Source organism: Brevinematia bacterium (assembly GCA_039630355.1).
In the GTDB taxonomy this organism is placed as follows: Bacteria; Spirochaetota; Brevinematia; order DTOW01; family DTOW01; genus SKYB106.
The window spans coordinates 1-21601 of sequence record JBCNVF010000102.1; the positions used below are offsets into that span (position 1 = coordinate 1).

The window sequence follows — 21601 nt, forward strand, 5'->3', positions numbered from 1 at the left end:
CCATTTGCAAAAAAGTTTCTCCACAAGTTATCTAACTCAAAGTCTATACCTTGCCTGTTATATCCCAGATAAAGAAAGATCTTCTCCCCATTTCCCCAGATGTTATCCATTCCTGCCATTCCGTATGCATACCCTCCAGAAAACCTCAGCAAAAACCCTTCATTAACCTCAATAACAACATTCCTATACTCTTCCCCCCTAGCACTTGGAACTATATAGACTCTAGAAGAGTAGAACCAAGTTGTGTTTTTAAGTCTCTCTTCAACTCTTCTGGCGATACCATTCAGTTCCTCTTCCGAAAACTCTTTATCACTTAAAAATTCAGAAGCTATTGCAAGTATAATCTCCTCTTTAGTATGACTGTTACCCTCAATTTTTATCTTGTTGATTTTGAGACTGAAAGCATCTTTAGGAAGAGGTCCAAATATAAGTATAAAGACTAGGAGGATAAGTTTTTCTGATTTCATAAGTGTAATTATTTTCATAGGTGGTATGATTATAAGACAGTGCATGGTTGGTTTTCAATAAATATGCGAAGATGTTCAAAAGTTGCGTATAATGCATAAGGAATATTTGTGATTTTGATGGGATGATGAGAGTATTGCTATGTTTATTTCTTCTATCTCTGTCTTCTGATAGTCCTCTCCGATTACTCTTTGTATAACTTTTTGACACTCTTGGGAAGGAATATCATTTTTGATCACTCATTATTGAAATTCGTGTGGTTTAGTGTTAGAATTTCCTTGTATGTAGGGGGAATTTGGTTATGATTAGTAGAAAGTGTTTTTATTGGTTTTCTTGTGTTGTTTTGGGAACCACTTTACTTACAACAGTGCTTGTTGGTGTTGATAGTATATATAGTCAATATGATGAATTGCCTTATGATACTAGCAGTATAATCTTGGAGTTTTCTTCTCCCATAGTTTCAATGGGTGAGTACGAGAATATGATAAAAGAAGTCTCAAATAAGGTATTTTTGGAGTTTTCACCATCTATTGCCTATCGCTGGAATTACATTTCCACGTCAAAGTTTGAGATAGTGTTTCTAGAGGAACCTCGTAGGTTTTATCCTTACTCTTTGAAGGTAAAGAATGCTAATCTTATAAGAGGTCTTAAGGGTGAGTCTGTTAGTATGAAGGTTAATGGTAAGAGGGTGTTTGATGAGTATAGATTTATTGTGGGAGGAATTGAAGTAGTTGAGATTTATGAGAAAGATCGGGGAACTAATACATCGCTTGTGATAAGTTTTAACACTGTTCCTGATATAGAGGATGTAAGAGAGAAGGTTTCCGTAATTTCTGGGAATGCTGTTGTTAGGAATTTTACGGTTGAGTATCTTGGGGGGAGTAGAAAAAGTGTTTTGGTTAGTTTAAGGGGGCTAAGGAGTAATAGGGTTTACAAACTCATTCTGGAGAGAGGGGTGAGAGTAGAAGGTAGTCCGGTGAAGACTAAGAATAGGTATGAGTACGTTTTCAAAACTCCGCCAGAGTTTAGGGTTGTTAGGGTTACGACTGAGGAAGACATTTATAGGCAGTCTCAGTATTTGGTCATTGAGTTTAACAATAATCTGGGAGATAATGATTTGATGAATGCTATAGATATTTCTCCCAAAGTTGAGAATATTGATATTGTTGTGGATTACAGCAATATTTATCTTTATGGTGACTTTAGTGTAAATAAAGAATACCTAGTTACGATAGGGAGTAATATCGTGGACGAATACAATCAAGCGTTGGGTAAGGTTTTTGAGAAAAAAGTGTATATTGATGAGGTAATATATTCCTATTTTTCTTCACCCTATGGGGCATTTGTTCTTGAGAATTACTTACCTCTTGTTATACCTACTAGGGTGAGAAATCTTAAGAAGATAGAGATTCGTTATACCTACGCTGGTGACTTAAAGAGTATTGCTAGGATACTTTCGGGTGATAAGGAGCTAAAAAGTAGATATTTGATAAATCTTGAGAAACTGAAATTGGATAAGAAGGTTTTCTATCAATACCAAGTAGATCTTGAAAAGGTTTTGGGGATGGATAAAGACAAGATCTCGGGGCTTTTTGTTTATGAGATGGTGGGTGAGCCGTATTATTACCCTTTTGATAAGCATCACTTGGTTAAGGGGGGAGTGGTTTTAATAACATCGCTTGGGATAACTGTTAAGAAGTCACCGTATAGGACTGTGGTTTTCGTGAGGAAGCTGAGAGATAATGAGCCTGTTGGGGAAGCTGAGGTTTATGGAGTTGATGGGGAAGGTGAGTTAGAGTTTTTTGGAAAGACTGATAGTAAGGGGATTTTGACTGTTAAGGTGGATGGGCATAAGTATAAGTGGTTTATTGCTAAAAAGGGAAGAGATGTTACTCTTGATATAGGCAGGCAGGGTTTTGAGGACTACTATAGTGTGTTTGGATATTACGGGGGTGCGGGATATGGTGGACTTGATGATTTTACTCTTGAGGAGGGTGTTGAGCACTACGCTAGTAGTTATAGTGTTGGAGAGGTTAAAGCTTTGGTTTTTACAGAGAAGTATTTGTATAAGCCTGGGGAAAAGGTATACGTTAAGGGGATAGTGAGAGCTAGGGTAGATGATACATGGAAAATAATTAGTAACACTAATGTCTATCTTAAGATTTTGGATAGCAGAGATGATGTTGTTACGAATATCCGTCTTAAGGTTGATGATGCTGGAACTTTTCATTTTGTTTTAGAGATTGATAAGAATGCTCCTACAGGGTATTATACAATTACTTCTGAGAACCTTAACATTTATGAGACCTTTAGGGTGGAGGATTTCAAGCCTGCTATTGCTGAGATAGAAATACTGTTGAAGAAGAACAGGTTCTTATGGGGTGAGAAGTTTGAAGCTGATGCTATTGCAACATATCTCTTCGGCGCTCCTGTCAAGGGGAAGGTATTATTTAAGGCTCAGGTGTCTCCAATAGTGTATAGAAGTAGATCTTTCCCAAATTATTCATTTTATACAACTTATGAGGACCGTTCTTTTGAATTTTTAGATCAAGAGTTCAATACTGATGATACTGGGAAGGTATCGGTGGTGAAAACTCTTGAGAAGGATGATTTTCTAGGTAACGCTGAGATGAGGATTGTTGCTCTTGCTACTCTTGAGGACAAAAGTGTAGTTCAAGGTATGAGGAATGACGTGGTTATTCTTAATCCTTACAATGTTGGGGTTATGGTGGGGAAATACTTTGCTAAGGTGGGTGAAGAAGTTAGGATTGGTATTGTAGCTGTTGATAGTGATGACAATCTCACTAATGGAATTATTGTAAAAGCAAGAGTTATAAAAGTGCAGTGGGTGGGTTATCAGGAGGTAGGGGTTAGCGAAAGACTAGAGAGAAGGGCTAGGAGAGTGGAGAATGTGGTGTTTGAGAGGGAGGGTATAGTTGTAGGTAGGGCTAACATTTCCTTTGTTCCGAAAGAACCAGGGTATTACAGAACAGAAGTATCTTATAAGGTTAAGGGAAAGGAGATTACAACGATCAATCATTTCTATGTTGTTGGTAGTGGGTTCTATTGGTATGCTGACGATGACAAGCTCACAAAAGTGGAGCTTGATAAGGATTACTATGAGATTGGGGAGACAGCTAATCTGCTGATTCTGAGCCCATTTAAGTCTGCGGTTGCGATAATAACCGTTGAGAGAGAAGATATTCACAGGATTATGGTTACTGAGGTTAAAGATGGGATGAAGTTAGTTCCAATAAAGGTAGACAAGGAATTTGCACCAAATATGTTTATATCGGTAATATTGCACTCTGCTAGAGAGGGGACTAATACTGTCGTAAACGGTGTGGATATTTATAAACCAGACTTTAGAATAGGATATGCAGAGATGGAAGTTTATGATCCAGATAAGAAAATGGAGATAGAGATTAGAACATCTAGAGATACCTACGAGCCAAGGCAGGAGGTAAGAGGTGTGATAGTTGCCAAGGATGGTAAGGGTAAACCAATAGAAGAGGGTGAAGTGGTAATAGCAGTAGTAGACGAGGGGGTCTTAAACTTAGTGAATTACGCGTTGCCTGATCCATTTTATACTTTCCACTCAAGGCGCGAATTAGCAGTGACAACCACAGATATGAGAAGAGCGATATATGGACAGAAGTACTTAGAGGAGAAAGGTGAGATCATAGGTGGTGATGGGGTTGATGTTAAGGAAGTTATGAAGAATGGTGCAAATGGTGTAGGATCAATAGGAGAACAGAGAAGAGAGGGCATAAGGAAAGAGCTGAGAGGAACTGCCTATTACGAGGCTAAGGTAAAGATAGAAAAGGGTATAGCAAATTTTAAGTTTACTCTACCTGATAACTTGACCACTTTCAAAATAATGGTAGTCGGATATACAAAGGACGATAAGTTTGGGTATGGTGAAAAGGATATACTTGTAAGTAAGCCTCTGATGGTTATTTCTTCTTTTCCAAGGTTTGTTAGAATTGGGGATGAGGTTAAGGGTAGTGTGCTGGTTTTCAATCAATGTGGTAAGCATGGAAATGTGGAAGTTTTCGTTAAGCCTGAAGGACCGTTTAAGTTTGACTACACTTTAACTAATCTCTTTCTAAGAGATAGGGAATCTACGGAAGTTCTTTTTAGCTTTAGGGTGGGTAGTGTGCCGTTTGGAGAGCATGAGTATAGTGTGGTAGTTGGGGCTAAGCTGGGAGAATATCATGATTCTCTCAAGATAGAGTTACCTGTTTATGCACCTATTGCTTATAGTGTTGTTGGGTTCAGTGGAAGGGCGGAGGAGAGTTTTGAGAGTAAGATAAGTCTTAAAGATATAGCTTATCCTGAGTTTTCAAAGATCTATCTCTCGGTGTCACCTTCTGCGTTTTCAGAGCTTAGGGGAAGTATTGATTATCTTGTTCGCTATCCTTACGGATGTCTTGAGCAGAAGTTGTCGCAGGTGTTTCCCCTTGTTTTCGCAGAAGAAATAATAATAAAGAGAAACTTGCTAGAGTACAAAACCAGAGAGGAACTGAGAAAAGTTGTCCAAGCTTTTGTTGACGAGATTCCAAAGTATTATGTTGATGGGAAAGGTTTTTACTACTGGCAGGGGAGTAGGTATGCAGATCCTTATGTCACGGTATACACTATGTTGTTCTTGACTAAGGCTAAAGAGGCAGGGTATAGAGTTAACGAAAGAATTTACTCAAGTGTGCTAGAAGTGCTTAAGAGTTATATTTCTGGAAAAGTGGAAGGGGTAGAAACTGATGGTATTTACACACAGCATTATTTTAACCTTGTTGTTGCAATATCGTATTATGTTCTTGCTGTCAACAGGTCTTTTGATATTGCAAGCCTTAAGGGATTCTACTATTCTGTTAGGGGTGCTAGTGTCTCGGTTCTTGCGTATGTGTTGAGAACCATAGCTAAATATCCGCTTTTTGAGGGTAAGAGAGAGATGATTAACGAGATAAGAGATCAATTTACTAGGAGGATCATTGAGTCTCAGGATTATGCTTATTTTGATGGAGGTAATTGGGGATACTTCTACTATAATAATGTTATAGTAACCTCAATTGTTCTTCAGTCTTTACTGGAAGTTGGAGTCAAATCTGATGTTTTCCACAAGATTGTGAAGTGGCTTTCCTTGCAGTGCAAATATAATGGTGCATGGTATAATACTCACGAAAATGCGATGGCATTATGGGCTTTGACTGAGTACTTGAAGGTGTACGAAAGTGGTAAGCCTAATTTCTCAGTAAAAGCTTTAGTAAACACTTATGAAGTATTTTCAGTTGCCTTTAGAGATTTCACTGATCCTAGTATGAGCAAAGAGGTAAGATTTGAGCCTAGGATCTCCTCAACGTTTGTGGATGGAAAAGTTGAGAGCCTGAAATTAGAATTGCTTAAGGAAGGAAAAGGAAATATGTATTTTTCCGTTAGATACTACTATCTTCCAAGCAGAAGTGTAGATTCTGAGAACGGTTTTAGAATTTCTAAGAGGATACTTGACTTTAACACACTTCGTGAAGTGAAGGAAGATGTGTTTGTAAGAGGTAGAAAGTATATTGTTGAGATAACAATTGACACTCTTGGTAAACCTAAGAGCTTTGTTGTTCTGGATGATCAGTTACCTGCAGGATTTGAACCTGTGCTATTCTACAGTGAATATAATGGTGAATATAATGTTGGTGAGGGAGAGTTCTGGTGGAGAAGATTTAGGTTAGAAAGATACAAAGACAGGGTTTTAGCTTTTGCCCAGTATCTACCCAGTGGTGTGTTTACCGTAAGGTATGTTGTAAGTGCAACTACTGTTGGTAAATTCAGTGTTCCACAGACAAAGGTAGAAGAGATGTATAACCCAGACACTGTGACTACTAAGAGTTTCTATAGGTATGTGAGAATAGAAGATAGAAACTGAATGTAAGAAGTATTCATCTGAAAGGAGTACAATTTCAATATCCAAAACTTTCTCAATTCTCTCAATCACAGAGAAAGCTCTATATCAAATTTGTCAAATAAGAGGTGTTTATCATCCATCCTGAACCTTATTCCGTTTATTTCATTTCTGATAAAGAATATCTTGGGAATGTCTTCAACTATGCTTCTGTCAACTTTGAGGTATTTAAACCTTACTCTTGCTTTGTTTTTGTCTAGGGTGTAGAGAGTATCAAATTCTGAGATAATGTCCCCATTAACACTTCCTATGGCTGAAAAAGAGTTTGTTTCAAATCTAAATTCTAGATTTCCTTCGGTGATGAAAATATGGCTTAGGTTTAGGTTTAAAAGCTTTGTTATTTCGTTTTGTATTGAGATATCAATTAGCTCAACATTGTTTAGTGTGGCTATTCCGCTTACGGAAAACGAATCGTCAAGCCTGACTTCAAGATTTTTCAGAGTTACCCTGCCATAAACTCTGCCTCCTAGCTTTCCCGCTGTTAAACCTGGATATAGCAAGCCAAGGTCAACGTTGGAAGGTAAAATATTTAAAATGACTTTTGTTTTGTCACTGTGTTCAATGTTACCCTTAGCAACAAATTTCACGTCAGCTACTTTGGCCTCTACAGTGTCTAAAGAAGCATAAAGTTTGCTATTGCCGAAGTTTAGGTTTCCGTAAGCTAGTATGTTCTGGATCTTTGGTAGAGAGTTTCCCGAGATTATCTCTCCAATGCTAACTTCCAGTGGAACTTCTGTTATCTCAACTGGTAGGGTAGATGGTAGAGTTTGGTTGCTGTCTTTACTTTCAGTAATGGGGTTGCTTGTAATATCTGAGATATCTATTCTCTTTGAAGATGCTTTTAGTATCCTAAGGCTGGGTTTATTATCTCCAAGGGTAATTAAACCCTTGATTTCCAGATCACTTTTGCTGGTTTTAAACAAGACTTTTATGTCTATTTCCTTTCTATTTAGACTCAAGAGTGCTTCAGCATTACTAAGGAGTTTTTCTTTAAGCTTTGTAGAGAACTTAATGGAAGAGTTTCCAAATAGGTTTATTTTACCTGCAAGGATTTCAAGTTTAATATTTCCATTAAAACTGAGGTTCTCAACAGTGTTGCTTAGCTTGGCGAAAACATTTTCAGGTATGTCTTTTTCGTTTAGTTTTTCAAAATTTGCTGTTACGCTTAACATTGAGTCGTGAATATCAAATTCACCCTTGACTTTCTTTATAAGTTCAAATTTCCCCTTTATCTTGTCCTTGATAGTTACATCTATTCTAGTGTTTGTGATTGAGACTGGAGTGTCGTTGAGGCTCACTAAGGTGTTGCTTACTAGGATGTTGAATAGAGACTTCTCAATGTCACCTTTGATGGAAATGCTTTCTAGTTTAATCCAATTTGAGTAGTTTAGAGTTTTTATTTCCATAGTCATATTTTTGCTATCTTCAAAGCTTCCACGAATGGTGGTGAGGGTAATATTACTTAATGCTCCTATGCCGTTGAACTTGTCAATGTGAAAGTTTTTCCCATCAAACCAGAATTTACTTTTGGTATTGGTGAGATATCCGTCAATCCTGAATTTTTCAAGATTTATGTTTACTTCATTAAATGTAAATCTTTCACTGTTGTATACTGTTGTAAAGTCATTAAGCCTGATGAATCCTATCTTTATGCTTCTGGATGGGGTGTTGGTGGTAGGGGGGACCATCAGGTTGCTTTTAAATTCTGGTGAATTTACATATTTCAGTGCATTGTTTATGTCTACGAGTGAGTTCTGGATGATTATAGCTCTTATTTCCGGTGAAGAAAAGATAGATAAAAGGTTGAAAATTACTCTAACTTTTTTAGAAGAAACCAATTTTTGTTTTTTCCCTTTTAAAGTGGAGAAGATCTCAACATTCTCAAATTCAAATCCTTGGAGTGCAGAAAGTAGGTTTTTTTCTTTGAGTTTATAATCAAGGTCAAGGTGATAGCTGTTCTCAATTGACGATACTGTTTGTGAAATTGCAACATTTGGATCAAAGAAAAAAGCAAGGTATCCAAGTAAGGTTACTACAAGGATGGTTATGAGAAAACCAGCAATCAAAACAGTTGTGATCCATTTCATACTTTACCTCCCTGAAGGTTTATGTTGTTTTAGTCTAAAGTATACAATACTCAGCTTTTTGCTTGAAGTGGTTTAAAGAAAGTTTTTCTGTCAAGCAGTAGTAGTAGAGCTACTATTAGCAGGATAGATAGCATTCCGGAAACCCCTGTGATGTTATATAGTATATCGTTTTTGACAGTGTTTGCGTATATATAAAGGCCTGCAGTGCCATTTAATGTTCCGTGCATCATTGATGAGAGCACAACAGATTTGCCTTTCTCTCTGAAGTAGTTCATGATGAATGAAAGGAGTATGCAGAAAAGGGTCATGAGAAATATGCCTTCAAGCGGATGAGTAGGGAAATTGTGGCCCATTGCTATTATTGGTGCATGCCATATTCCCCATATTAGTCCTATTACAAGCGATGATATTATAAGTCCAAGGTTTTCAAACTCTTTAAACAGGAATCCTCTCCATCCAAACTCTTCACCGAATGCAGCGACTGCGTTAACAGTTATCCCTGCTACTATTCCTGAGAGTAAAGAGATAAGGTAGAAAAGGAAGACATTGTAATTTACGGATTTTCCTATCTCTTCTAACTGCTTTGCTATTTCGGCTGTGCTTGGTTTTTCGGAAGAAGGAATGTTTTTATAGAGTTCTAGAATGCTAAGTTCTAGTTGGTCCCATGTTGTGTTAAGCTTTGCTCCCATTAGGGAGGATATAAAAACTGTGAGTAAGGTTATTGATACTATTGCCAGAATCCCTACTATCCACCATACGTTGATTTTAAAGGATACTCCTAAGTTAGAAAGTTTTTCACCGGCAATCTTTTGTGATACAATTGTTCCTACTGCTGGACCAAACATATAGACAATGAGTAAAAGTGTCTTTACTAGGGAAGCCTGTGGTTGGGAACTGCTATATAGTCCAGTAAGCCACAGAATTACAGCTATGGTCCAACTAAATCCAAATGATACTGCTATGAAAATTAAGAGTTTTTTGCTCATATCTTCCTCCTAAAGGGTATTATAAACGAAAAGAATTTCGGCTAGTTAGCAAGTTTTGCTTTGAGAGATTCGGGCTAGTGAGGTGGTGTTAACTTGAAATCTCCTTTAGGGCGATTTATAATGTTGGAAAATTTTTTTATTGGGGGTGTTTGAGTGAGAAAGTTTTTTATTTTAATGCTGTTTCTGCTACTCTCTTCCATAAATTTCTGTTATGGAATTTTCGTATATCTATACCCGACGAATTGTATTGAGAAGAAGGGAGAAACAATAGCTTTAATAATTGAGGAGAAGGAAGGTTTTGAGGTATTATCTGTGGCTCTTGAGGGACAGGTTGAATACCCTATCTATCGGATAGGTAGTAATATGGTATACTCTTTGGTGGGGCTTCCTCATACTATAGTTACGAATTTTATGTTGTCTGTTAGATCAATAGATAGACTTACTGGTGAGATGTTAGTTGCGGAGATACCTTTTAGGGTGAATATAGATCCTATTGCTTATGCTAAGAGGAGGCCAAAGCAGATAGGGGAGATAGAGATAAGGAATGATTTAAGCTTTAAGACTAACAAATTCAAGCTACTTGCGAACTACGGGGGTGAGATCTCTGTTTTTTCTAAGCCTTTAGAAGGGCAGGTTAAAGATGGATATGGTGTGAATAGGTCAAGGGGTGGAATATTGCATGGCAGGATTCACCTAGGGGTGGATATACCAAGAGAGTGGGGGGCTAAGGTTTACTCTGCTTATGATGGAGTTGTTATATCAACTGCGAGAGATAGAAAGGCAGGAAAGTATGTTGTGATACAGCACGGGTATGGAGTGTGCTCGGTGTATATGCATTTAAGCGAAATCTTGGTCAAAAGAGGACAAGTTGTTACTACAAACACCGTAATAGGGCTTGTAGGAGCAACAGGAAGAACAACAGGAGCTCATCTGCATTTTGGAATATCTGTAAACAACATTTATGTTGATCCTCTCTCTTTCTTAGAGAGAGACTATTCACCACAAAGTGTTATTTCCAACGGTACTAAGATCAAGATATATAACCTCAACAGAGAAGCATCCTCTAATTTGCTAGTATCACAATAATAGGGTTAGGTTTTCCTAAATGTTTGACGAAGCTTGATATTACTCTTTTCCTACTGTCCTTAAATGTGGTCTTTACTACTATCATATACTTGCCGTTTGGTAGAAATCTTCTGTAGATATTTGATCCTCTCCAGTATACGGTGAGTTGACTTCTATTGTCAACTACGCTTATGTTCCTGCCTATTCCTATTAGGTATTTAGAGCTTAGATATTTTCTGTACTTAGCTCTGTTCTTATACGGTATAGCGTATACACTATAGTCAACATACCAAACTTTTTCTCCGACATATACTACGGCTGTTATTTTCCCAGGGTTATTGGTATCTATGTATCTCTTTCCGTTTTTATAGGAAAAGTAAACTTTGACTTCTCTGTGTAGGGGTTTGTATTTGGGTTTTTTCTCAGGGATTACTTTCTCTTCGAGTTTTGCAGGTTCAACCTCAATGGGTAGTTTTTGTTCTTTTTCTAACTTCGTAGCTGGTGCTACTTTTTTGGGTTTTTCGGTAATTTCCTCTAGGTTTGTTATTTCTGGATATTTGATCTCCTGTGAAACTTTATGCGTAGGGGTAGGTTGTTGTTGATTGGATTTTGCGATCAGTGGTTTATCCTTAATTCCAAGAAACTCGTCTACATTAGTCTGGGGTAGGACATCTTGATTTGTGTTTGTCTCAAGGAGTTTTTGTTCCTCTAGTAGGAATTTTGGAACTCCTACTTCCTCAAGTTCTGTTTGCTTTTTTTCAACCTCAGAGACTATCTTAGATATGTCTTCATCTTTCTGTTTACATGAGGAGTTTAAGAGGATCACGAAAGCTAGGGTGAGAGTGATAATTACTTTCATAGAAGAAGTATCGTAATAAACTTCACAACTTTTAAATTCGGCACAAACCTGAAGAAAGTTTTAACCAAGGATCAAACTATTGATTAAAGGAGTTTACAGCGTTCTCAACGGAATCGTAAATGTCAAAAAATCCTGTTAGCTTGGTAAGCTCAAAAACTTTTCTTACGGATGCATAGACATTAGCTAACTTCAGGCCACCGCCCACTTTCTTTAGGTTTGAAAGGCTGGAGATCAGAACACCAATGCCTGAAGAGTCTATGTAACTTACTTTGTCTAGATTAACAACGATATTTACCTTACCTTTTTCAATTTCTTGTCTGACGAGCTCCTTTATTTGTGGAGCGTTATACAGATCAATTTCGCCGTTTATATCAAAAATTACTACATCTCCCATCTCTCTTCTAGAAACCTCCATAATCAACCTCCTAAACAACAATTACCTTTCAGTGTCACAAAGTATAAATAATCCGAACTCAACTTTCAATATACACACCCTTAAATTCACACAAGAATATTCGGATGGTTAGAGTAGCTAACTGAAGTATGGATTTGTTAGTTGTGAACTCATGACTTCTCGGAAGGTTTTTTAGCATGCAGGATTTGTGTAAAGTGGTTTATGAGTTTTTGAGATAAAGGCTGACAAAGTGTAAAGCGTGAGTGAGTGTATCTAAACTTAGTGAGATTGAAAATATTGTTTTCTCTTATTAATATTTTAGTTGGTAAGCTAAGGTTTTGGGTTTTGTAGTGGAGGAGTAGATGAGAGATATTCTAAAGTATGAAAATCCGTTATTGCACAGACCTGCTGATGAGGTTGTAGAGTTTGGGGATTGGGTGAAGGAGCTTGTAGAGGAGATGTTTGAGATAATGGCTGAGAGAAAGGGAGTAGGTTTGGCTGCTAATCAGATTGGAGTTCCTTTTAAAGTAGCGGTGGTGGATGTGAGTCCTGCGGGATATGAGGGTAAGGCTGTATTGATAAATCCTGTGATAAAAACCAGATCTAAGAAGTTCACGTTAGAAGATGAAGGATGTTTGTCTGTTCCAGGACTATATTTGCCGGTGTTAAGGCATTTTTCAATCTCAGTTGAGTACTCTGATTTCAGTGGTAGAAGGCATACTCTCAATGCGGATGGGTATTTTGCTAAAGCAATACAGCATGAGATAGATCACTTGGAAGGTATACTATTTGTGGAGAGGTTTTGTGAAGCATTTGATGCGGAAAAGATAGAAGATGCTGAGCTTAGGAATAGGATAAAAGAGGTGCTTAGGGTTATTGAGAACATCAAAAGCAACGGAGTTTGGAAGAAGATGGTTTGATTAGAAAATTGAGAATGTAAGGAATAAAAAGTTTTCTGGTATGGTAGAACGGTTTTTGTGGTGACTCTGTTTATAAATTTTGACCTGAGCTAATGTAGAAATGTGTCTGTTTTGTGTTGTAGGAAAGTTTAGGTTTTTAAAATAGTGGGGTGTGGTAAGATGGCGTTAGAAGAGATAGTAAAGCGAAAAATTTGTGAGATTGAGGAGAGAAAAAAGGAGTTTCCATTGGAAAGGTTAGTTGGAGAGCTGGAGAAGAGAGTGCCGGTGAAAAGAAACTTTCTGGGAGCTTTATTGAATAGTATTAGCAATAAAAAGCCAGGGGTAATAGCGGAAATAAAGTTTGCTTCTCCTTCAAGAGGTGTTATAAGAAAGGATCTTTCTCCTGAAGATGTTGCTGAAATTTATGAGAGGAGTCCTTTCGTAGATTGTATATCTGTATTAACCGAGAAGTATTACTTTAATGGTGATATATCGTTTATAAGAAGGGTTAAGGAGAAAAGTTCTAAACCAGTTCTTAGGAAAGATTTCATAGTTGATGTGTATCAAGTATATGAAAGTGCTTACTATGAAGCTGATTGTATTCTTCTTATAGCTAGCTGTCTTTCCAAAAAAGAGTTAGAGAGTTTGTGGAGGACTGCTAGAACTCTAGATTTAGACGTTCTTGTTGAGGTTTATGAAGAAAGTGATCTAGAGAAGGTTGAAAAGCTGGACGTTGAGATTATAGGAGTAAATAGTAGGAACTTGAGAACTTTAGAGGTCTCTTTTACCAAGTTTTCAGAACTTTTCCCTAAGTTACCTGCTGGTTTTAAAGTAATGGTAGCTGAAAGTGGAATGAAGAGTAAAAGTGATATAACCAATGCTATTGCGATAGGCTTTAATGCATTTCTTATAGGAGAATCGTTTATGTCTTCAAACAACATAGGTGAGAAGATAAGAGAGATGGTAGAGGGGGTAAGGTTACCTTAGTTTAGGAGATAATTCTTCTAAACCCCATTTCAACTGCAAGCCTTACTGCTTCTAAGAATTCCTCTCTGTAGATTCTCCTTGAAAGTTCAGTAAAGTTGTGTGCCTTAAAGCAAGGTCTATACTGAGCCATTATGTTAATAAAGGTATTTGGTGATATTTCTTCAAGGAGAAATTTAAACACTTCATATGAGCCTGCTATGTTGTTTGGTAGAACTAGGTGTCTTACTAGTAATCCTCTGTAGGCAATGTGGTTTTGGTCTATTGCTAGGTCACCAACTTGTCTATGCATCTCTTTTACAGCCTGCTTTACAACATCAAAGTAGTCTTTTGCGTTTGAGTATTTCTGAGCGAATGAGTTGTCGGAGTATTTTATATCTGGCATGTAGATGTCAAATATACCTTCAAGAAGTTTTAGTGTTTCCACACAATCATATCCGCCGGTATTATACACTAAGGGAACTTTTAAGCCTAACTCAATAGCTATCTCTAGAGCTTTTAGAATCTGAGGAACTTGGTGAGTGGGTGTTACAAAGTTGATATTATGACATCCTATATGTTGGAGGTATATCATCATTCTCGCTAATTCTTCAAATGAAACTTCTCTACCTTCCATAAGTTGTGATATTTCGTAATTCTGGCAGTAAATACATCCCAGATTACATCCTGTGAAAAATATCGTTCCTGAGCCATACTTTCCAACTAAAACGCTTTCTTCACCAAAGTGTGGTCCATAGGATGAAACCACCGGTAAAAACCCTGCTTTGCAGTATCCCCTTTCATTTTTGTTTCTATTTACACCACATTTTCTCGGACATAGTTTACATTCATCCAGAATACTGAAGGCTTCTTCTATTCTTTCTTTTAAAACGTCCTTCGGAAGTTTTAGATATGATGCAGAAGTGTTCATACTAAGTAATTATAACACTACTTTCTGCCAGAATTCCGTTTTTGACTCTTGGGGTTAGTAGATTCCAAAATTTGACAGTTAAGTGTAGTTTTTCTTTTGCTTCTCTGTGAATAGATTCTCTTCTTGATAAACACCTAGGAGACTTGGTATGAAGTAGAGTTTTGTGACCTATAGGAACCAAAGGGGGTAGGTAAGTCAAAGTTTAGGATCTTGTTTACTCACTCAATGGAAGTTAAACTTTATTGTCCTAGGGTAGCATTGAGTGTGCTAGGGTTTGGTTATTTTATTGTGTTCTTTCTTGAAGTTGAAAGAGAACTGGAAGCTAGGAATAAACTTTTGTAATGACTTCTCAGGTCAAGGTTATTGTAAATGATATAGAAATTTCTCCTAGCTTTTCCATACTCAAAAAACCCGTAAATGACTCTATAGAAGTTAAAATATCCAAAAACGAAAGGCTTTGGTTATACGAAAACGGACATAGTTCAATGCCAAAAAGGGTCAGCGTAAAGCAGTTGAAGTTTTTGTCTAACTTAATTTCATTTTTTGCCAACTGCCAGAAGGATCCGTCAAATTACAGGTTTATAGCGTCTAGATTTTATATTCCACCTAAAGTTGTAGATGAGGTAGCCTCTAGTTATCTCTTTAAGGAAAAGTTATTTGAATACTCTCCTCTTGCTCTGACTAGGGAATTGATAGAATACTTAACTTTAAACTTGTCAGAATTTTTCACTTTATCTTTCTTCTCACTTCTCAGCTTAGGTTCTAAACCTTCGCAGAAGGATCTTAGTAGGTATTTTCGGGAGTATAGGTATATAAACCGTGAGGTACTAAAGCTCTTTAAGGCTCTGATGAAAAGTGAGATAGTATTCATTACCAATAGCTTGTTTGGGGATTACCTGATATATCCGCAGATTCCTAATTGGAAAACGACTAGAAACATAAAGGTGTTCAATGAGAAATCTTATATTGTTCCTATAGATAAGGTTAGTATTTTTGACTTAGTTGGAGTTTATCACCTCTCCTCAACATTTAAAATTGCTGAAAATATAGCTATAGGGAAGTTGTCAAAGAAAAAGATCCAAGATATAAATTCTCCACAACTCTTGAAGGATCTCCAAAAGGTTCTTAACAGACTTAACTTGTCTAGAAAGCTACAGTTGTAGAGTTTGAGATATTTTTTCTTCTAAGTGAATGGGGTTTTCTCATTCTATGTGTCAAAGTTTCAATCTCAAGAAGTGGTGCAGTCTTGAGATTCTCTTTTTGAGTGAATAGGAAGCTTTCTGTCTTAAACCTGAATGGTATTCTTTTAAATTGTAGGTTAGCTTTAGTTTTGCGGGGGATAGATTAAAATGGTTGAGAAGAATGATCTGTAATTTAGGAAAGTATTGAACTTACCTAATGGTAAGGTTTTAGAATTTGCCGGTAACTTAGTTGATATGTGCTGTCAAGCTTGTGTATAATTTTCAGAGTTGTTGGGGGTTTTATGGAAAAAGTTAGACCAGGTAGCACTTTAACTGATAGTCCGGTTGGTAGAGTTTTGGTTATTGCAACTGTGATTTTTGTGGTTATTGTCATCTTGTTAGTTGGTTGGTTTATATTCTTTGGAGGTGCTAAACAAGATCCTTCTTTGTCTGTAGTTTTGGGAGATCCTAGCGAGCTTAAATTTGTTGTTACTACCGTTATAGGGGATGTTAAGGTTGAAAGAAGTGGTAGGGTTGTTGACATAGAAGTTAACGATGTTTTGTTTGGAGGAGATGTGATAATAACGGGTAATGCCTCGGAGTGTATCATCCAGATGGGTGAAGGGGTATCTATAAAGGTTTTGGAAAATACTAAGATTTCGCTTTCTGGAGTTTTGCCTTCTTTGGATAAGAAAAAGGAGAGTGTAATTACTCTGGTAAGTGGGATTATACTGTCAATTACGAAAAAACTTGGTCAACAAGATGTAAGAGTAAGGACTGAAACAGGGTTGGCATTAGTCAGGGGGACAAAATTTTCGGTTTATTCAAAACCAAATGGTGATATGACTATAGTTGTTGCCGATGGTGAGGTTGTGTCAAAAATTCGTTCAAGGTTTGTTGGAGAACTTGCTTCCAAGCTAAAGCCTGAAGAGAGAGAAAAACTTATTCTTCTTGAGGGAATTTCTGAATCTGTTGTTAAGGGAGGTATGCAGTCAGATATATCAAGATCTGAGCAGTCTAAAGTGGACCAAAAGCTTAAGTCTCTTAGTGCCGATGGGAAGCTTGATAACATAGATGATTTTGTGTCTAACCTTAGCAGAGCAATAGAGACAGTTTCAAAAGAGGTAGAAATAAAAACAAAAGAAGCAGATAAAGATAAATTAGACTTTCTCAATAGGGGTATATCCGAGGATGTATTGGTTGACTTTTCAAAAATGGTTGAAGTTGTTTTTGAGCCTACTGAGGATACTTTAGGGTTTGTAGTATCGGTGGATGACGGAAAGCCATCTATTATGCCCGTAAGTAAGATGCTGGTCAAAAATAAAAAATACTCCATTACCATAAAAAACAGGTTTGGAGATACAGTTTTTAGGGATGTTCTGTCGTTTGATAGGAATATGAGAGTTATAGTCAAAAGGAAAGGTTCTGATGTAGGTGTTGAAATTGGAAAGTAAATTTAGAAATTCGTATCATTCGTTTGTTTTCAGTTTGTATAGGTATGGTTTTTCTTTTGTTTTACTTGTAGTTTATGTAGAGAGCTGGTAAATATCTTTTTCGGGAAGCATCTAAGAGACTTAGCATAAAAGAAGTTTTGCGATTGACGAAACCAAGGGGTAGGTAAGCGGGGTTAAGAATGCTTGCTTGTCTGATGTAAATTGGAATTTGTTAAGATTAATGGACTACAACTTTAATTTTGTTGATAGGCTTATTGATAATAATAGGTTATATGGAGCCAAAGTATTTGGTTTTTGGGATTTTTGTCTGTGGGAATAGTTATCTCTTATTTTATTGTGAGGATTTTGAATAGTTTTTTGCCAAGGCTTTTTGCAAGAGGTGAGGAAACTACTCATAGGATAGTCTCTTCTATAGTAGCATGGTGTTTTGTTCTTGTATACTTTGTGTATGTAAACTTTCTGACGGTATTGATTTTGGAGCCTTCTCAGAAAACAGCAGAGGTTATCTCTAAGGTGTTTATATCTCTTTATGTTCTAGTTGGGGCTGTAATAATGACTAAGTTTGTCAGTAGTTTGATCTTACCTTATATTTCCGAAAGGATAAGGAAGATGTCTGGACATGGAGAGGTTTCATTCTCTGTGAGCATATTTTCAAACACGATAGGGGTTATTTTAGTTACGATAGGAGTAGGAATAATTCTTGCGGTTTGGAATATCTCTCTTTTACCACTTTTGACGACTCTGGGAATAGGTGGTCTTGCGATAGCTATAGCTTTGCAAGATACTCTAGCTAATTTTTTTGCAGGTGTTCAGGTGTTACTTGTCCATCAAATCAGGGTTGGTGATTATATAAAGCTTGAAAATGGTGAGGAAGGAGTTGTGGTGGATATAAATTGGAGAAATACGACGATAAGGGATTTGTTTAACAATTTAGTCATTGTGCCAAACTCAAAATTGATAAGTGGTATTACTAAAAACTACCATCTTCCTGATCAAGAGATGTCAGTTGTTGTTGCTGTTGAGGTATCAATTGAAAATGATCTGAAGTTTGTTGAAGAAATTACTCTAGATGTTGCTAAAGAGGTTCAAAGTAGTGTAGAGGGAGCTGTCAAAACTTGGGAGCCACTTATCAGGTATCAGTCCTTTACGGATTATTCTATTAAGTTTAATGTTATACTCAGGGTTGTTGAGTATACATACCAGTTTCCAGTTAGACACGAGTTTCTAAAGAGGCTACATTCTAGGTTCAAGCAAGAAAACGTAAAACTCTCTATTCCTCTTGTCAACATCAAAAATATGGGATAAGTTGTTTTCTTGTAAGCCTTGTATTATAACGTTTTAGAAGATTATTTAAAGGTATGAATTGTTTTGCCTTAAGGTAGCTAAAGTATTTACAGGTTTGTGTTGCTTGAGATGGTTTTTCAGGTTTTGGTGAAGCTAAACTGTTTTTAGCCTTTTTCTTAAAGCAATCAGCACTACGGGTAGCAGTGTCAGTGCGGAGATACTGCTTACCATCATAGTTATGGACATCATAAGCCCGAAATTTCTCAGTGGAACTATACTTGAGAAAAGCAGAGTAGCAAATCCAAGTCCTACTGCAAAAGCGTTTGATAGTATACCTTTGCCAGTGGTGGAAAATGTTTTGTAAAAAGCGTTTTCGTAATCACTGCCTGATCTTATTTCGTAAACATACCTAGAGATGAAGTGGATTGTGTAGTCAATTCCAGTGCCGACTCCTATTGATGCAATAGTTACGGTTATAAAGTCAATTTTTATATTAGCAAGTCCCATGATTCCGAAGTTAACAAGCAGGGTGAATACTATGGGTATCAAAGATATCAAGCCTTCTAGCAGAGATCTAAAGGTGAAACAATTCATAACAAACACTACAAAGACTATTAGCCCTAAGCTTATGATCTGGCTCTGTAGTATCTGTCTTTCCATATCTGCAAAAAGTTTAGCTATGCCTGTGACATCAGCCTCATCAAACACTCTTATCCCTTCGCCGTCAGAGGGAATGGGAAACGTGTTCCATACAGATGGTGAAAGTGCGTATTCAATATCTCCTTCGGATATGTCTTTCAAACTTATACCAGTGGATAAGAGGATGTATTTTACAAAATCATCTATAAACCTCTTTTTGTCTTCGTAATTTCTAAACTCCTTTGATTTTCTTTCAAGGTATTCTAAGATGATCTTGTTGAGATAGCTTGTGATTTCTTCTTTTCCAGATACTCTGCCTGAAGGTGTTTCCAAAGCTTTGATTCCAGTTCTTGAGAGCCTGCTATATAGAGATTTTGATATTATTGAGGAAATTTCTTCCAAGCACTCTTTTTGTGGTAAGAGTGAAACGTTAGAATACTTGTGGATGAGGTTTCTAGTTAGTCTTATAAGTTCATATCTTTGGGAAGAAGTTACTTTACCTAGGAGTATGTTGATGAGGGCTTCATTTTTGTCTTCGGAGACTACTCTATTTATATCTTCAGTGCCTTCAATAAAAAACCATAGGTTTTGGATTTCCATTTCGGAATCTGGTATGCTTCTAACATCAACCATTCCTTCGTTTAGTTCTGCTATGATCCTTACTATTGATTGTGGTCTAGTTATGCCATCTAGAAAATACCTCTGTTCTTCTTCTATTATCTGCATTACTTTTAACAGAGTTGGGTTTTGTATGTTTCCTTTGAAGTAGGTTTTTAGTTCAAATGATCCGTCAAAATTGTCGGCAATTGCTAATGTGACTTTTCTAGGTTCAGTTTTTTCGTCAAAGTATCCTAAGTAGTCTACTTCAACTTTTACTTTTGTTAGTAGGTAGACAGAGATTAAACTGATGGTTAGGAAGGTAATAGATACGGAGGTTCTGTGTTTAAAGATGAACTTGCTGATGGTGTGTAAGAATTTACTTGTGTTTTTGTGGTAACTACTTGAGCGAATATTCAGGGTGCTAAGAATAGCCGGAACGAAAGTTAGGGTAAATAGGGTAGCGAATGAAATTCCTACTGAAGATATGGTTGCGAAGTTTTTTGTAGTATTGATTTCACTTCCAAGTCCTACTGAGATAAAGCTTGCTATCGTGGTAATACCGCTCATAAGCACTGGTATAAAGACTCTGACTAAGCTTTTCAATAAAGCTTGTTGAGGTTGGTCAAGAAGAGTCATCCGTTCGTAATATTCATTTATGACGTGTATTGCATAAGCGTTTCCTACTGCTATAAGCACGACGGGTATACCCACACCAAAGGTAGTAAGAGGATACCCTAAGTATCCCATAACTCCCATGCCTATTGCACAAGAGATCAAAACTGTTATTAGAGGTATGAATGTCCCAACCAGATTCCTAAAAGACAGAAATAGGGTTAATGACACTACTAGAGACACGATTGGAACAAGTTTTGAGATATCACTCACGACAAGCTTTGATATTGAGTTAAGTATCATTGGTGCTCCACCAAAGAATACTTTACACTCCATATTCCCTAGAGAGATGAATTTTTCAACTTCACTACGAACCTTTTCCCCTATCTTACTTGTATCTCTATCAGGCACTGGAAGGGCTAGGATGTTTACGGTAGTTCCATCTCTGGAAACAAGAGAGCCTTTAAAAGCATCTCTTGACATTATAATTTCTCTGATTCTCTCCAGATTCTCACCTTCGGGTATCTCATCGGGAAAAAGTTTCTCAATGACTATTCCTTTTTCAGTGGATTTAATATCTTCAACTTCAGTAATGGAAACAACTGTTACTATACCTTCCTGTTCTTTGATAATCTTTGATACAGCTCTAACAAACTCCAGTCTTTCTTTGGTAAAGACACTTCCATTAAACGAAATCATTACAATTATGGGATTGTTACTTCTAAATCTTTCATTTACATAGTAGTTTAGCTTTGCGATTTCACTATCTCTTGAGAACCAATGTAAGACATCGTTGTCAATGTATAGTCTGAATATTCCGAAAACTCCCAAAGCAAAGAGAATTAGAGTCAGTAGTATAACTAATGTCCTTTTTTCCAAGACAAACTTAAAAAAGCTTTCCATGCTTTTCTCTAGCTCTCATTCTTGATGACTGTCTCTTTGTTATTCATTACACCGTGTGCTTTGATTTTTGTACTGGTATTCGGAAGATGACATGGTATACTCTCTTGAGTGACTGGAAGAAGCTTACTATGATAGAGCCTCATTTTTTTCTCCTTGGCTTGGTTTTGGCCTGAATTTTCATCCAATATGATAGGCAACTTTTTTGTAGGTTTCAAGTTAGGTAGAGTGTGGAGCAGGGTGGGTGGAATTGGATATTTGGATAAGTATGTGGTGAAATTTTTTTAGATTTTACTAATTTATAGTAATCATGTAACTTACTACATACAGTT

Annotated in this window: 15 protein-coding genes; 7 read left to right on the top strand and 8 right to left on the bottom strand. The window is 36.9% G+C overall.

Going from position 1 to position 21601, the window contains the following annotated elements; translation table 11 throughout:
- On the bottom strand, window positions 1-485 hold a 485-nt coding region (locus tag ABDH28_06920), incomplete at its 3' end, for a POTRA domain-containing protein (protein ID MEN2998746.1).
- A gap of 281 nt (window positions 486-766) precedes the next feature.
- Here ABDH28_06920 and ABDH28_06925 point away from each other — a divergent pair.
- Window positions 767-6379, top strand: a complete 5613-nt coding sequence (locus ABDH28_06925) for an MG2 domain-containing protein (protein ID MEN2998747.1) — start codon at window positions 767-769, stop codon at window positions 6377-6379.
- 65 nt (window positions 6380-6444) lie between these two features.
- Here ABDH28_06925 and ABDH28_06930 read toward each other — a convergent pair whose 3' ends face one another.
- Together ABDH28_06930 and ABDH28_06935 are read right to left on the bottom strand one after the other, a co-directional pair.
- Window positions 6445-8502 (bottom strand): hypothetical protein, encoded by a 2058-nt coding sequence (locus tag ABDH28_06930; protein MEN2998748.1) that lies wholly within the window; start codon window positions 8500-8502, stop codon window positions 6445-6447.
- Window positions 8503-8552: 50 nt separating this feature from the next.
- Complete coding sequence (locus ABDH28_06935; protein ID MEN2998749.1) at window positions 8553-9488, bottom strand: CPBP family intramembrane glutamic endopeptidase; 936 nt, start codon at window positions 9486-9488, stop codon at window positions 8553-8555.
- A 153-nt stretch (window positions 9489-9641) separates the two neighbouring features.
- Between ABDH28_06935 and ABDH28_06940 the strand changes: the two genes are divergently transcribed.
- On the top strand, window positions 9642-10574 hold the full coding sequence (locus ABDH28_06940) for a M23 family metallopeptidase (protein MEN2998750.1): 933 nt from the start codon (window positions 9642-9644) through the stop codon (window positions 10572-10574).
- Here the strand turns inward: ABDH28_06940 and ABDH28_06945 are convergent.
- On the bottom strand, window positions 10552-11412 hold the full coding sequence (locus ABDH28_06945) for a hypothetical protein (protein ID MEN2998751.1): 861 nt from the start codon (window positions 11410-11412) through the stop codon (window positions 10552-10554). The two genes, ABDH28_06940 and ABDH28_06945, sit on opposite strands and share 23 nt — an antisense overlap.
- A gap of 76 nt (window positions 11413-11488) precedes the next feature.
- Window positions 11489-11827, bottom strand: a complete 339-nt coding sequence (locus ABDH28_06950; GenBank protein ID MEN2998752.1) for an STAS domain-containing protein — start codon at window positions 11825-11827, stop codon at window positions 11489-11491.
- 341 nt (window positions 11828-12168) lie between these two features.
- On the opposite strand from ABDH28_06950, the gene def reads away from it, so the two are divergent.
- Both def and trpC read left to right on the top strand, forming a co-directional pair.
- Window positions 12169-12726 carry a peptide deformylase gene (def, locus tag ABDH28_06955; GenBank protein MEN2998753.1) on the top strand — a complete coding sequence of 186 codons (558 nt, stop codon included), beginning with the start codon at window positions 12169-12171 and terminating at the stop codon, window positions 12724-12726.
- 159 nt (window positions 12727-12885) lie between these two features.
- Window positions 12886-13692 carry an indole-3-glycerol phosphate synthase TrpC gene (gene trpC, locus ABDH28_06960; protein ID MEN2998754.1) on the top strand — a complete coding sequence of 269 codons (807 nt, stop codon included), beginning with the start codon at window positions 12886-12888 and terminating at the stop codon, window positions 13690-13692.
- A 1-nt stretch (window position 13693) separates the two neighbouring features.
- On the opposite strand, the gene ABDH28_06965 is transcribed toward trpC, so the two are convergent.
- On the bottom strand, window positions 13694-14599 hold the full coding sequence (locus ABDH28_06965) for a radical SAM protein (GenBank protein ID MEN2998755.1): 906 nt from the start codon (window positions 14597-14599) through the stop codon (window positions 13694-13696).
- A 341-nt stretch (window positions 14600-14940) separates the two neighbouring features.
- Between ABDH28_06965 and ABDH28_06970 the strand changes: the two genes are divergently transcribed.
- From ABDH28_06970 to ABDH28_06980, 3 genes are all read left to right on the top strand, one after another.
- On the top strand, window positions 14941-15762 hold the full coding sequence (locus tag ABDH28_06970; protein ID MEN2998756.1) for a hypothetical protein: 822 nt from the start codon (window positions 14941-14943) through the stop codon (window positions 15760-15762).
- 320 nt (window positions 15763-16082) lie between these two features.
- On the top strand, window positions 16083-17234 hold the full coding sequence (locus tag ABDH28_06975) for a FecR family protein (protein MEN2998757.1): 1152 nt from the start codon (window positions 16083-16085) through the stop codon (window positions 17232-17234).
- Window positions 17235-17591: 357 nt separating this feature from the next.
- Complete coding sequence (locus ABDH28_06980; GenBank protein ID MEN2998758.1) at window positions 17592-18539, top strand: mechanosensitive ion channel family protein; 948 nt, start codon at window positions 17592-17594, stop codon at window positions 18537-18539.
- A gap of 132 nt (window positions 18540-18671) precedes the next feature.
- On the opposite strand, the gene ABDH28_06985 is transcribed toward ABDH28_06980, so the two are convergent.
- Window positions 18672-21272 (bottom strand): MMPL family transporter, encoded by a 2601-nt coding sequence (locus ABDH28_06985; protein ID MEN2998759.1) that lies wholly within the window; start codon window positions 21270-21272, stop codon window positions 18672-18674.
- A gap of 8 nt (window positions 21273-21280) precedes the next feature.
- A complete protein-coding gene (locus tag ABDH28_06990; protein MEN2998760.1) occupies window positions 21281-21415 on the bottom strand; it encodes a hypothetical protein in 135 nt (44 codons plus the stop codon).
- Between the last annotated feature and the right edge of the window lie 186 nt (window positions 21416-21601).

Bases quoted from the DNA above. Each gene is read 5' to 3' on its own strand.
- ABDH28_06970 (MEN2998756.1), top strand. From the start codon at position 14,941: ATGACTTCTCAGGTCAAGGTTATTGTAAATGATATAGAAATTTCTCCT.
- ABDH28_06945 (MEN2998751.1), bottom strand. From the start codon at position 11,412: ATGAAAGTAATTATCACTCTCACCCTAGCTTTCGTGATCCTCTTAAAC.
- ABDH28_06935 (MEN2998749.1), bottom strand. From the start codon at position 9,488: ATGAGCAAAAAACTCTTAATTTTCATAGCAGTATCATTTGGATTTAGT.
- ABDH28_06985 (MEN2998759.1), bottom strand. From the start codon at position 21,272: ATGGAAAGCTTTTTTAAGTTTGTCTTGGAAAAAAGGACATTAGTTATA.
- ABDH28_06990 (MEN2998760.1), bottom strand. From the start codon at position 21,415: ATGAGGCTCTATCATAGTAAGCTTCTTCCAGTCACTCAAGAGAGTATA.
- ABDH28_06965 (MEN2998755.1), bottom strand. From the start codon at position 14,599: ATGAACACTTCTGCATCATATCTAAAACTTCCGAAGGACGTTTTAAAA.
- ABDH28_06930 (MEN2998748.1), bottom strand. From the start codon at position 8,502: ATGAAATGGATCACAACTGTTTTGATTGCTGGTTTTCTCATAACCATC.
- ABDH28_06950 (MEN2998752.1), bottom strand. From the start codon at position 11,827: ATGGAGGTTTCTAGAAGAGAGATGGGAGATGTAGTAATTTTTGATATA.
- def (MEN2998753.1), top strand. From the start codon at position 12,169: ATGAGAGATATTCTAAAGTATGAAAATCCGTTATTGCACAGACCTGCT.
- ABDH28_06925 (MEN2998747.1), top strand. From the start codon at position 767: ATGATTAGTAGAAAGTGTTTTTATTGGTTTTCTTGTGTTGTTTTGGGA.
- ABDH28_06975 (MEN2998757.1), top strand. From the start codon at position 16,083: ATGGAAAAAGTTAGACCAGGTAGCACTTTAACTGATAGTCCGGTTGGT.
- trpC (MEN2998754.1), top strand. From the start codon at position 12,886: ATGGCGTTAGAAGAGATAGTAAAGCGAAAAATTTGTGAGATTGAGGAG.